Origin of the sequence: Moraxella sp. ZY200743, assembly GCF_050885545.1 — a bacterium.
GTDB lineage: Bacteria > Pseudomonadota > Gammaproteobacteria > Pseudomonadales > Moraxellaceae > Moraxella > Moraxella haemolytica.
The window spans coordinates 517,825-531,047 of the sequence record NZ_CP091313.1; the positions used below are offsets into that span (position 1 = coordinate 517,825).

General features: G+C 42.8%; 13 protein-coding genes. 8 read left to right on the forward strand and 5 right to left on the reverse strand.

What is annotated here, in order from left to right:
* Positions 1 to 50 precede the first annotated feature (50 nt).
* Positions 51 to 767, forward strand: a complete 717-nt coding sequence (gene rph / locus L3D27_RS02425) for a ribonuclease PH (RefSeq protein ID WP_284674091.1) — start codon at positions 51 to 53, stop codon at positions 765 to 767.
* Positions 767 to 1,225: a hypothetical protein gene (locus L3D27_RS02430; protein WP_432481444.1), complete on the forward strand. Its 459-nt coding sequence runs from the start codon at positions 767 to 769 to the stop codon at positions 1,223 to 1,225. Before rph ends, L3D27_RS02430 begins: the two co-directional genes overlap by 1 nt.
* Positions 1,226 to 1,255: 30 nt before the next feature.
* On the opposite strand, the gene hemJ is transcribed toward L3D27_RS02430, so the two are convergent.
* The 5 genes from hemJ to serB all read right to left on the reverse strand — a co-directional run bounded on the left by hemJ (position 1,256) and on the right by serB (position 6,629).
* A complete protein-coding gene (gene hemJ, locus L3D27_RS02435) occupies positions 1,256 to 1,681 on the reverse strand; it encodes a protoporphyrinogen oxidase HemJ (protein ID WP_284674093.1) in 426 nt (141 codons plus the stop codon).
* A gap of 97 nt (positions 1,682 to 1,778) precedes the next feature.
* Positions 1,779 to 3,620 (reverse strand): autotransporter domain-containing protein, encoded by a 1,842-nt coding sequence (locus L3D27_RS02440; protein ID WP_432481445.1) that lies wholly within the window; start codon positions 3,618 to 3,620, stop codon positions 1,779 to 1,781.
* A gap of 54 nt (positions 3,621 to 3,674) precedes the next feature.
* The gene (gene bioB / locus L3D27_RS02445) at positions 3,675 to 4,727 is read right to left on the reverse strand and encodes a biotin synthase BioB (protein WP_432481446.1); all 1,053 of its coding nucleotides are present in this window, start codon (positions 4,725 to 4,727) and stop codon (positions 3,675 to 3,677) included.
* Positions 4,728 to 4,859: 132 nt separating this feature from the next.
* Positions 4,860 to 5,339 carry a hypothetical protein gene (locus L3D27_RS02450; RefSeq protein WP_432481448.1) on the reverse strand — a complete coding sequence of 160 codons (480 nt, stop codon included), beginning with the start codon at positions 5,337 to 5,339 and terminating at the stop codon, positions 4,860 to 4,862.
* A gap of 186 nt (positions 5,340 to 5,525) precedes the next feature.
* Positions 5,526 to 6,629 (reverse strand): phosphoserine phosphatase SerB, encoded by a 1,104-nt coding sequence (gene serB / locus L3D27_RS02455; RefSeq protein ID WP_432481449.1) that lies wholly within the window; start codon positions 6,627 to 6,629, stop codon positions 5,526 to 5,528.
* Positions 6,630 to 6,922: 293 nt separating this feature from the next.
* Between serB and L3D27_RS02460 the strand changes: the two genes are divergently transcribed.
* From L3D27_RS02460 to L3D27_RS02485, 6 genes are all read left to right on the forward strand, one after another.
* Positions 6,923 to 8,224 carry a hypothetical protein gene (locus L3D27_RS02460; protein ID WP_284674098.1) on the forward strand — a complete coding sequence of 434 codons (1,302 nt, stop codon included), beginning with the start codon at positions 6,923 to 6,925 and terminating at the stop codon, positions 8,222 to 8,224.
* Between the two features lie 139 nt (positions 8,225 to 8,363).
* Positions 8,364 to 8,591: a PA3496 family putative envelope integrity protein gene (locus L3D27_RS02465; RefSeq protein ID WP_284674556.1), complete on the forward strand. Its 228-nt coding sequence runs from the start codon at positions 8,364 to 8,366 to the stop codon at positions 8,589 to 8,591.
* A 97-nt stretch (positions 8,592 to 8,688) separates the two neighbouring features.
* Positions 8,689 to 9,210: a YecA family protein gene (locus tag L3D27_RS02470; protein WP_432481450.1), complete on the forward strand. Its 522-nt coding sequence runs from the start codon at positions 8,689 to 8,691 to the stop codon at positions 9,208 to 9,210.
* Positions 9,211 to 9,299: 89 nt separating this feature from the next.
* A complete protein-coding gene (locus L3D27_RS02475) occupies positions 9,300 to 9,701 on the forward strand; it encodes a YbjQ family protein (RefSeq protein ID WP_432481451.1) in 402 nt (133 codons plus the stop codon).
* A gap of 15 nt (positions 9,702 to 9,716) precedes the next feature.
* Positions 9,717 to 10,211, forward strand: a complete 495-nt coding sequence (locus L3D27_RS02480) for a YbjQ family protein (RefSeq protein ID WP_284674101.1) — start codon at positions 9,717 to 9,719, stop codon at positions 10,209 to 10,211.
* Positions 10,212 to 10,330: 119 nt separating this feature from the next.
* Positions 10,331 to 13,201 (forward strand): valine--tRNA ligase, encoded by a 2,871-nt coding sequence (locus tag L3D27_RS02485; protein WP_432481452.1) that lies wholly within the window; start codon positions 10,331 to 10,333, stop codon positions 13,199 to 13,201.
* Positions 13,202 to 13,223: the final 22 nt, after the last annotated feature.

The window sequence follows — 13,223 nt, forward strand, 5'->3', positions numbered from 1 at the left end:
ACTTGATAGAATATCCTTGCATTAATAAACATAAAAAATGAGTAAAAATCATGCGATACAATAACCGTGCATTCAATGAAATGCGTCCCATCTCATTCACCAGAAATTACACCAAGCACGCTGAAGGTTCGGTATTGGTATGCTTTGGCGATACCAAAGTGCTGTGTACTGCTAGCATTGAAGCGGGCGTACCACGCTGGCTAAAAGGGCAGGGTCAAGGTTGGCTGACAGCTGAGTACGGTATGTTGCCTCGTGCCACAGGCACACGCACCCAACGAGAGGCGGCTAAGGGCAAGCAATCTGGACGCACCCAAGAGATTCAAAGACTTATTGGACGCTCTTTGCGTGCGATGCTTGATTTATCAAAACTGGGAGAAAATACCATCTACATTGACTGCGATGTCATTCAGGCAGATGGCGGTACTCGCACAGCAAGCATTACAGGGGCGGCGGTAGCACTCATTGATGCCCTAGAGACTTTGCAACGAGACAAAAAAATAACCCAAGACCCATTATTAGGCTTGGTTGCGGCGGTGTCTGTTGGCATCAAAGATGGTCAGGCTTATTTGGATTTGGATTATAGCGAAGACTCAACTTGTGATACCGACTTGAATGTGGTAATGACGCAGGCGGGTGGCTTTATTGAGATTCAAGGGACGGCAGAAGAAAAGCCCTTTACGCCTGATGAAGCAAATGAGATGCTTGCTTTGGCATATTCTGGTATTCGCACACTGATTGATGCACAGCAAAAGGCATTGGGCTGGTGATGCAGGTTATAGAAGATGGTGTGCAAATAAGGCTGATAGGCAAGACTTGCGATTATTTGTTTATTTGGGCATTGGCCATGCTACTTTGTTCGGTGCTAGTAGCGGTGATTTGCTTTACCATGCCTGTTCCTTATGCTATCGGTGCGGTGGCATTATGGGCGGTGCTGATGTATTTTTTTAATCAAAAAAAACATACCGCCAAGACGCAACAATACCATGCTCAAGGTCTGCTTGTGATAAAACAAGGATTCTTTAGTATCAATGGCATGAATGTTAGGCTAAGTGAGAATGCTTGGATACAGGCTGACCAAGCCCAGCTAACCATTTGCGATAAAGGATGCTGCCATCACTTTGTGGGCTTTGCTGATGAACGAGAAGTTGTCATTGCCAAAGCGGTGCTTGAGGGGCAAAAAATAGCCATCAGACAAACAACCATCAAGATGGGCACACCCTCTTGATGGTTTTTTAAATATGGGTTTGGTTGGCAATTAAAATGGTTTGACCACCACCAGTACAACTACTGCTACAAGAATAAAAACAGGAACCTCATTAAACCATCGCCAATAGACATGGCTTTTTAACTTGGGGTTATCCATCAGACGCATCCGAAAACGCCCGCATAGCAGGTGATAGATGGTTAGGAGAATGACAAGTGTGAGCTTGGCATGTAGCCAGCCTTGTGTTTTGTACACCTGCCAATTCATGATGACCATTGATAGACCTAGCACCCATGTGGCTATCATTGCAGGAGTCATAATCCCACGATACAGCTTACGCTCCATAACAACAAAGCGATCTAGGCTTATCCTATCCTCACTCATGGCGTGATAGACGAAGAGGCGAGGTAAATAAAAAATCCCTGCAAACCAGCAGATCATCGAGATGATATGAAAAGCCTTAATATAGTCAAACATGAGAAGCCATCAGCAATATAAAAATTGTAGATAAAATAAAAAGTGGCATGATACCACTTTTTATTTGACTTTGAAAGTTGATTATTCAAAGAGGTTATTAAAACGCCCATGCGGTACTGATGAAGCCACCAGTATTGGTATCTGTACCATGCTTGCCATCTAGATGTGTAGCATAAGCACCCACGCCTATTTGGGTGCGACCGATTTGACCTTTTAGGCCCAATGTGGCACTTGTGGCATGAACTTTATCACCCACGACAGTGGTGTTAAAGCCTTTGGCGTATTCAGGCACTGATGTGAGAGCGGCATTGATCACACGGTCATTTTCCTTAAACTCGTGAGTATGGCTTACTCCACCTGTAAAAGTTACCTTTGGCGTGATGACATAATCCATATCAATGCCAACCTTACCTTGCAAGGAGTTGATGTCTTGCTTATGGAATCTCATGGCGGTAGACAGTGCAAGTTGGTCTTCTGTCAGTGCGTTTAAGGCTACTTTTTGCGTGTTAACACCAATATAAGGGCGAATGCTTGCTTTGTCTAAACTGATGTTATAGCCAGCTTGCATACCAGCATGGAAGCGTCTGGCAGCTGCATTGGCACTGTGCTGGCGTGCTTCACCTTTCCAAGCGATTCGGCGATTGGTATTGACTGTTAGGCGATCGATGCCTGCATTCATACCTAGGTATAGATTGTTGAATACATGGCGATGATATACACCAACACCAATGTTCTTAGCCTCTGCACTTAAGGTATTAGATAGGGCATAATCTTGGTTTTGATGGTTTAGATATGCTCCTGTATGGCTACGCTCGCCTGCAATGTCGAGCCCTGTGGTAAGCGAACCATTGCTACCTGCAAGAGCATCTACCCATATACCATGTTTTTGACCATTTAAACGATTTAGGCGACGGCTTAGATGCTCATTGTTAATGGTACCTGTATTAAGTATCTGCTGAGGCAGTTTGCTCACTTGAGTAGGTGCATCAATGATGGAGCGGTAATACTGTGCCAAGATACTGTGAGTGCGTCCTGATGGATGAATTTCATCAGCAAAGGCGAAGTCTTCATTGGCTGTAGGGGTCTGCCAAGAGCTTTGGTCGCAAGTAACTGAGATTAATGATGATGGTAATTGTGGATGAATAGGCTTGCATCCGTAGGTGTCGGTATGTTTAAAGCCAAAAGCCTCTTTGTTGCTTACTGCTTCTTGAAGCAGGGCAAAAGTGTTGGCAGGAATGACATTTGCGTCGCTTTGATTGAGACCGGTGTATAGTGTGCTGTTGTAGTATTGAGCGGCAATGGTGGCAGATGCTTTGTTTGGGTCATTAATCATACGAGGAGTTAGACTGACATCAGGTAGATTTGGCACCAAGATTTGCTTTGCTCCTGAGTCGCTTAGACGCTTGACTGATTGTATTTCAGACTGTGCAGCATCTTGTAGAATTTTAATAGAATCTAAGATGCTGTGTTTTTTATCACTGGCTTCTAGTAGGTCATTTGCACCAATCCAAACGGCATAAAGTGCTTTGGGGTCAGCTTTATCATGTTTGTTAAAATAACTGTCAATTTGTTGTTTTACAGAGGGGCTTGTGGCAATACCAAGAGGTTGCACCACCTCGAATTCTGCTCTAGCACCACCAACAGCATAGTTTGTTCCTGTTAGTGTTTGGTTGTCATTAGGTTCGGCAGTATGTCCATAAGAGTGAGCAAGTACGCCAGCCCATGTTGTATCAGGGTTTGTGGTAAAAGAAGGCTGAGCCTTTGTATTAAAGATAAGTCCAATTAAGCCATTATCGTTGATTTGTTTAGCAAAATTACCTGTGTCCGACAGACTGTCTCCAAATACAATGACTTGGCTGTACGGCTGTGCATGAGTACTTAGAGCAAGGGATATGGTCAAGCCTAGGGCTGACTGTTTAAGTAAGGTGGATTTTTTCATGGGATTTAATCTCTTTGAGTGGAAACAGAAAAATATTTGCTCATAAAGCTTTGATTAAGCAAATAGCGGACAGTTTTCAGGCAGATCCTGAAATTCATCTTTGCCTGTCATGGCATTAACGATGGTGGGTTTGGGTTTGGGTTGTTGGGCGATAAGTCCTAATTCAGCCATGAGTCGATCATCGTTGGCTTGGGACTGATTGCCTGTGGTCAGTAGCTTATCGCCATAAAAGAACGAGTTTGCTCCTGCCATAAATGCTAATGCCTGCTCGCCATCGGTTAGGCTTTCACGCCCTGCCGATAGACGCACATAGCTAGTTGGGCAGCAAATACGAGTAACTGCAATCGTACGAATCCATTCAATGACGGATAACCGACCTTCTTCTAGAACCTTATCGCCAAGTGGTGTGCCTTTGATGGGGACAAGCAGATTGACAGGAATGGATTGGGGGGCTACAGGCATAGTGGTTAGTTCATGTATCCAATCAATGCGATCTTCACGGCTTTCGCCCATGCCCACGATAGAGCCACTGCATACATTGATACCGGCTTTGCGTACATGGTCTAGGGTTTTTAAGCGGTCATCATAGGTGCGAGTAGAGGTAACTTGATTGTAATAATTGCGAGAGGTATCAAGGTTGTGATTGTAATAATCAAGACCTGCGTCAGCAAGCATTTGGGCTTGCTCAGATTGTAACATCCCTAAAGTCATGCAGGTTTCAAGTCCTAAGGCTTTAACTTCACGAATCAGTTCGGTCAGATAGGGCATGTCTTTGGCTGAAGGGTGCTTCCAAGCGGCACCCATACAAAAACGAGAAGAGCCAGATGCTTTGGCTTGTTTTGCAGCATTGATGACTTTTTGGACTTCTAGGCGTTTTTCAGCTTCAAGCCCTGTTTTATCACGGTAATGACCTGACTGTGAACAGTAGCCACAGTCTTCAGGGCAGTTGCCTGTTTTGATGGATAGTAGGGTGCTGATTTGTACTTCATTGGCATTGAAATGCTGTCGGTGTACACTTTGAGCCTGCATCAGCAAATCCATGAGTGGCAGGTCGAACAGGCGAGAAATCTCTTCTTTACTGCGTCTTATTGCTGTGTTGTTGTTCATTAGCAGTCCTGTCAAAAATAAACTGAAATTTATCAGTAAACAAATGTTCCTTATTCTAACAAACTTTATAAAAATAGTAAACAAGTATTCAAAAAAGACGCCATCATTGCTATGATGAATCAATTAGGTAAGTTATTTACCAGTCTTGCTTTTAATGGCATTAACAACCTGCTCAACATAAGGCTTGACTTGGGCAATATAGCCTTTATATTCATCAGGGATTTTTGTGGCGTGCTTGGCAACTCCTGCAAACCAAAGCACAAGCTTATAGTCTCCTGTGATTTTGACATCGCCATTTTGTACAGCGGTCATAAAAGCGGCGATATCACCTTTGGTAAGTAGCTTAACACCTGTGTTGGAATCCTTAAAATCAATGGTTAAATCCGCTTTGTCTGTTTTGCCTAGCGACTGACTAAACGAGCTTTGTGTAAACTCATAAAAACGCTCAGCGGTTGGGCTGATGAACTGGATGCTGATATTTTTGTCGGCAATGAGAGAATTTAGCTCATCATTTGAACGGCTTTTAATGAGCGAGCTTAAACGAAAGCCTAAAGTGGCAAGTAGGGCATCTAAGGCATCTGCTTTAATATCTAAAAAAGGCACTATAAACATATCAAAACTCAAAAATAAAAAGTGAATAAGGGCTAATAATTAGCTAATTGATAAAAACTCATCAAGTAGTATAACAAAAATTTTTCACGAAAAGCTAGCTATTCAAATCATGATTATTATGTTTTTGTGTTTTATTTGACGGTTTTGGTGGTACATGTGCAGTTGGGCAAGTCAAGCGTACATCAATCAAGTGTGTACATCAAAACGATGACCCAAGGCATATAGCACTCCTTCAAGCCCTGTAATATTGATGGCTGCATCAGCTTTGGCTTTAACAATAGGTTTGGCATGATAAGCGATGCCTATATCGCTGATGTGCATCATTGGTAAATCATTTGCCCCATCGCCAACGCAGACCACTTGGTGCATACCGAGCGAGTGTGCGTTTGCAATCTTAGCAACGATGGCAGCCTTTTTGTTGCCATCAATGATATTGTCATCTATTTGCCCTGTTAATTCACCACCCAAAACAGATAGGGTGTTAGCGTGATATTCATCTATGCCGAGCGTTTGAGCGACATATTGGGCAAATGGCGTAAAACCACCTGAAATCAGTACTGTATGATAGCCCAACGCTTTTAGTGCCTTGATGGTGGCGTATGCACCTGAGCTAAAGGTAATGCGTTTGGCGATGATTTCGTCAATGACCGATGCCAAGACCCCTTCAAGCAGTGCCACACGGCGAGCAAAACTGGTTGCAAAATCAATCTCACCACGCATTGCCTGCTCGGTAATCTCTAAAACCTTATCCTCAATGCCACAGAATCTAGCAATCTCAACGATAACCTCTTGTTCAATTAAGGTAGAGTCCATGTCAAAGCACGCCAAACGGTGGTCGTGCAACACTTGACCGACAGACAAAATGTGTACATCGGCATCATTATCAAGCCTATCTGCCAAGTAGGTGCTAAGCTGTTCATCAATGATATGAGTGGCCGCTTTGCGTTCGCCATCGCTCATCTGGATACATTGGGCTTGGGCGAGCAGATAGCGATGAACAGAAACATCAGCTAGCGGTTCTTGAACTTCTATGAGATGGGCATTTGTTTTGGCGTTTTCATCATCATGGACAATGATGGCTTGCCAGTTTGCTTGAGTATCCACCCATGCCTGTATGAGCGAATCAACATTGCCGTGCGGACGCTTGACAACGACCACGATGGCAAAGATGGGTAATTGTTCCAAAGGAGCGGTAGTTATGCTCATGCCTATGGGTAGTACATTGGCAACAGAATTTAGGGCGTTTTGCCATGCTTGACTATGCTTTGGTAGGGCGTAAGTGATGCTCATGTATGGATAACCCTGTTTTCTTGGTGATGAATATGGGCTATCATGCCCAAATATCAAAAAAAATACAACCCTCATTCCAAACTTTTTACCCTTTGGTATCAAAAATATAACCAAGATTGTGTTATTGTTTGGGTATTTTTAGAAAAAACACTGATTTTTTGGCAAAAATAGATAAATTTTAGCTAAAGATGCAGCAATTTTTAGCATAAGCGTGGTAAAATGGTTGTTCTCATCAAGTTATTTACCCATTGTTGCCACAATCCTTGGCAGGGGGTTTTAGGTTTTTGTATCTTATGACTTTCTTAGCACCACGACAAGGGCTTTTTGCCGTATTTATTTTGGTTAGTTTATGTCTGCATACTTTGTTTTTTGTGCTCAGTGAAGAGCGTGAAAGCAAAGATAGATACCGCATTTCTGCTGAGCAGTCAATCGCTGAGCTTACCTTGGAGCTAAAAGCACCACTTGCTAACAATGACCGTATCAGCATGAGCGTGCTAGCAGATAAATATGCCAAAGATTATGAGCTGTCTTTTGTGGGCATCTATGACGCTAAAGATATCCTGATTGTACCTGTGGGCAGTGAGAATGATGCAGGTATTTCCCTAAAGGGGTCGGTGGTCTCGGGCAGTGATGCACTAGGTAGCGTGGTGGTAAAAGCCCCGAGCATCAGTCGTGCTAAGATTATCTCAGAACATTGGCTATTTTTGCTTGGTGCATTGGCATTGCATATGATTTTGTGGTTGATATATGGCTATATTGCCCGCCCAACCAGTGAACTAAGAGATAGTATCGCCAAAAAAGTACGCCTAGAACTACTGGATAAAGGTCTCTTGGTACAGCAGACTACGCAGTCGCTAACTGCAACCGCTAAGGCAAATGAAGATGTAAATGACAAAGGCGAAGACAAAGACAGGGGTAAAGCCGTCCCATCGGTGAATTCATTTCTACAAAAAGCCAGAATTCAGCAAGAAATATCAATGGGTGATACGCAGGCAAATACTCATGATGTGACTGACACTATCTCTGATCAAGCTGGTTACATGGTTCAAATACTGCTTGAAGACCCAAATCAACTATTATCCACCGTAAGCCATGACAATAAAGTGGCGTATTTCGCCTTATGCAATCAGCTACTAGATAGGTCGCTAAAAGAGCTGTTGAATCTGACATTATTGGTGGGTGTGCAAGCAAAAGTGATTAAATATTATGATGATAAGGGTGCAAAAGTCGTCATCAATGGCAACGACCGTGCCAAACAAGCAACAGCAGCAGTATTCTTATCAAAGCTCATGCTTATGCTGAATCAGGCGGTGTACGATAAACATCGTGAAATCAAACGACCTGCATGGCAAATTCGCACCGCCGTTAGTAGCGTACAGCATGCTAGTGTGGTGTTGGGATTGACCAATAAACGCAAAGAAACGCCACTGATTCTGATTGATGAACAAGCTCAAGAAGAAGTAAAAGTGTATGTTGAGCTTGTGCGGTTAGATAACCCCAAATCCATTCACGAGCGTGAAAGTCGCAGTCTTGCCAGTGTGAGTAGGGCTACTGCTGAGCGATTACGCCAAGCGATGGAAAAAGTGCTGTTATAAGAATGCTATCATAAAAAAATTCAAAAATACTTGACATTTTTATAAATAACTTATATAAGGCTGTTGGTGGTTGATAAAAATGCAATCAAAAGTCATTCTATCGGCTACCTAATGAACAGATGATTAATGGGGAGTCATGATGAGCGAAATTGATGATTTTGATGATGACAACTTTGAAGAAGATACCGATGCAAAATTGGTAGATGAAGTCAAAGCAAAACCTTTGGAAAAACGCCTAAAAATTGATGCACTGCTAGAGCAACAGCGTTTAAAAAAGCTCGAGCAGGCACTTGAGCAGGAAGATGATTTTGCTGAGTTTGATTTAGATGATGATTTTGACGACTTTGACGACTTTGACGATTTTTAACCTGTTAAGTAACGGCAAATTAAGATGATGGGATTTGTACCTGTTGGTATAAATCCTTTTTAAATGATATACCTTGATAATGATTAAGAGAGCAACAATGAACAAACAAGCATTATTTGATTATCTAGAATCCGATGCCAATCAATTCGGACCAGATCCGATTGCTGCACATGGTTTTTTGACAGCAACGGTTGTAGGCAAGCCTTTGCCAAATTGGCTATCGGCATTTTTTGAAGGCGGTGAACAGCAAGTTGCTGACGAGGTCAAGCAGGCATTGCTAGCATGGCAACAAGAATTGCACGACACACTAAAAGCAGAAGAACCGATTGAATTGCCTTTTAATGCCAGTGAAGAAGCTGAAGATTTTAGTGAAGAAGGGGATCTGGCGGCGTGGGCCATCGGCTTTGTTGATGCCATGTACTCTGATGAGAATGTTGATTGGTTTGATGATGAAAGCACCGAAGAAGATGTGGCGATGCTTACCCTGCCAATGGTGCTTTTATCCGGCATTGATCCAGAAATGGACGATATGCGAGATGAAGAGACGCTGGCACAGATGGCAAATGCCCTTGAAGACAATATTACCGAGCTGTTTTTGTTGTTCCATACAGATGATTGATGATGGTTGTTTTTTAAGCAAATTGTGCGTAAAATGGGTCTTGGTTGACCCATTTTTTATGTCAAAATCAACAAACAGCGGAAAAAATCATGCAATTATCCAATCTAGAGCACTTGCCCAATCACACCATTACTGAACGCTTGGATGTGGTCTATGGTAGCACGGTGCGTACCAAACATGTGGGTAAGGACTTTTTGGCAGGGCTTAAAAATATCATAGGCGGTGAGCTTGTTGCCTATACCGAGCTACTCGAAGAAGCACGCCAAGAAGCTCTTGACAGAATGATTGCTAAAGCGGTGGAGCTTGGAGCAGATGCGATAGTGGGCGTGCGGTTTGCTACTTCTAATGTGGCAGCAGGTGCGTCTGAAATCTTTGTTTATGGCACAGCGGTTAAGGCAATAAGAGAGCCTTTTGTGCAGACTACCGCACAAGCCATACCACAGCAAGATTTGCAATCAAATCAGGCATCAACCATGAGCCTGTTTGAATAAATCTGGGGCGATGCCATGAATATGATTGCACTGCTTTTGCAGAATTTTCAAATCGTTACTGTCATTATTTTGGTGGGTGTGGGGTGGTATTTTGGCACAAGATCCGAACGCAAGCATCTGGCAAATTTGGATGCTGACGAAAGGATTTTGGCGTATATCGTCATTTCAAATGAACGCTTTTATCAGCCTGATACTCATGCAGATGGCGTACTGGTCTTAGGTTCGGTATCTATTGCTCAAGACTATTTTAAATTGATGTATTCTGGTGTTTTAAGCCTATTTGGTAAAAACCTAACCGTTTATGAAAGACTGCTTGAACGAGGACGGCGTGAAGCGGTGGTGCGAATGAAAAAGCAAGCACAAAAGAGCGGTTATAATCACATCTATGGTGTGAGAATTGAGACATCAACGATAGGTAATGGCGGTGTGGAGGTGCTTGCCTACGGCACGGCAGTGGCCAGTTTGGATAATTTTAATGTATCCTTACAGCCTACCCATCTAAACCAGTAACGCCCACCGTAATAACTTTTTGTTGGTTTCTACCCCTAGCTTTGGTTACCAAAAAATCCCCACAATCCCCTTATTTTTTGCTAAAATAGGGGGTATTTTTTCATTAAAATTTTGGAGTTATGATGCGTACTTTGGATCAGTTGTCCGCCACTTATAATCCTGCCGATATTGAAGCAGGCATTTATGATAAATGGGAACAAAAAGGCTATTTTAAACCTACCACCGACAAAGACAAATCCTTTTGTATTGTTTTGCCACCACCTAATGTAACAGGCTCACTGCATATGGGGCATGGCTTTAATAATGCCATTATGGACGCACTGACTCGCTATCATCGCATGAAAGGCTACAACACGCTATGGCAAGGCGGTACTGACCACGCAGGCATTGCTACGCAAATGGTGGTAGAACGCCAGCTCGGTTTGCAAGGTATCAGTCGCCACGACTTAGGGCGTGAGAAGTTTTTGGACAAAGTGTGGGAGTGGAAAGAGTTATCGGGTGGCACAATCACTAGCCAAATTCGCCGTTTGGGGTCAAGCGTGGATTGGTCTCGTGAACGCTTTACGATGGACGATGAGCTGTCCGATGTGGTCAAAGAAGTGTTTGTTCGCCTATATGACGAAGGTCTGATTTATCGCAAAAAACGCCTTGTGAATTGGGATATCAAGTTGCATACCGCTCTATCGGATTTGGAGGTAGAAAACCACGATGAGCAAGGTTCGCTTTGGCATTTTAATTATTATTTCGCTGATAAAAATTTAACAACGATAGATGGTAAAAATTACCTTACCGTTGCCACCACTCGCCCAGAGACACTGCTTGGCGATACGGCGGTTGCGGTTAATCCTGATGATGAAAGATATGCTCATTTGATTGGTAAAACAGTTATTTTACCTATTACTAATCGTGAAGTACCCATCATTGCTGATGATTATGTGGAAAAAGAATTTGGCACAGGTTGTGTAAAAATTACTCCTGCTCATGATTTTAATGATTACGATGTAGGTGAACGCCATCACTTGCCTTTAATTAATATCTTTGATAAAGATGGTTGTATTTTGACCGAATTTGATGTGATTGGACAAGATTCAATTTCAGCTCCGACTGAGTATGCAGGACTTGACCGCTTTGTTGCTCGTAAAAAGTTGGTTGAGCAGGCTACCAATGAGAATTGGCTTGAAAAAATAGAGCCACACGCTTTAAAAACGCCAAAAGGCGATCGTTCTGGTACGGTGATTGAGCCATTACTAACCGACCAATGGTATGTCAAAATTGATGAACTTGCCAAACCTGCCATCGATGCAGTGCAAAATGGCGATATTAAATTTGTGCCAGAGCAATATACCAATATGTATATGGCGTGGATGCGTGAGATTAAGGATTGGTGTATTAGCCGTCAGCTTTGGTGGGGGCATCGCATTCCTGCGTGGTATGATGACAATGGTAATTTTTATGTGGGGCGTAATGAAACAGAAGTTCGCCAAAAATACAATCTAGGCGATATTGCTTTACGCCAAGATGATGATGTGCTAGATACTTGGTTTAGTTCGGCTCTTTGGACATTTAGTACATTGGGTTGGAAAGGTGATGAGAGTGATTTTGATAATCAAATCTTACAAAAATTCCACCCAACTTCGGTGCTGGTAACTGGCTTTGATATCATCTTCTTTTGGGTTGCCCGAATGATTATGATGACTTTGCATTTTGTCAAAGACAAAGACGGTAAACCGCAAGTGCCTTTTAAGACGGTTTATGTGCATGGGCTTGTTCGTGATGGCGAAGGTCAAAAAATGAGTAAGTCAAAAGGCAATGTATTAGACCCACTGGATTTGATTGATGGCATTGATTTGGAGAGTTTGGTTGCCAAACGCACCACAGGACTGATGAATCCTAAAGATGCCACCAAAATTGAAAAAGCCACCAGAAAAGAATTTGAAAATGGCATCAATGCTTATGGTACAGATGCGGTGCGTTTTACTTTTTGTGCATTGGCGAACACAGGGCGAGACATTAAATTTGACTTAAAACGAGTAGAAGGCTATCGTAATTTTTGTAATAAAATTTGGAATGCTACTCGCTTTGTCTTGATGAATGTTGATGGCAAAGACATTGATACTGATGCACGCCCAGAGCTTTGGGAGTTGCCAGAACAGTGGATAGTAAGCCGTCTGCAAAAAGCAGAACAATCGGTTAATCTTGCTTTTGATACTTATCGGTTGGATTTGGCAAGTCAAGCGATTTATGACTTTATTTGGAATGAATATTGCGACTGGTATGTGGAGCTGACCAAGCCTGTCTTAAATGACCCTGAAGTATCTGATGACAGAAAAGCCCAAGTGCGGTATGTCTTATTATCGGTGATGGAAGTTGCCCTACGCCTTGTACATCCAATCATGCCGTTTATCAGTGAGGAAATTTGGCAGACGCTTGCCCCAATGATTCATCGTGGTGGAGAGAGTATTATGCTAGCTCCTTATCCAATAGCCGATGAAAGCCGTATCAATGAGCAAGCCGAAAATGATATGGCGTGGTTACAAGGCTTGATTGGGGCGGTGCGTAATATTCGTGGTGAGATGAATTTGGGCAATAGCGTCAAATTGCCTGTGTTATTGCAAAATATCACGGATAGCGAAAAAGCACAAATTACCCGCATTGAGCCTTTATTTAAAGCCCTTGCTAAGGTGGAAAGTATCACATTCTTGGCAGATGATGAAAAAGCTCCTTTGTCATCATCGAGCGTGGTTGGCAATGCGGTGGTGCTGGTGCCGATGAAAGGCTTGATTGACCCTGCGGTAGAACTTGCTCGCTTGAATAAGGAATTGGATAAACTCACCAAGCAATACGAACAAATCAAAACCAAACTTGCCAACGAAGCTTTTGTTGCCAAGGCACCTGCCAATGTGGTAGAAGCTGAAAAAGCAAAATTGGCGGAGTTGGAAGTGCAGATTGGGAAGGTTAAGGAGAGTGTGGGAGAAATTCAAAATTTATAACCCTCTCAAAAATGTAGTAACC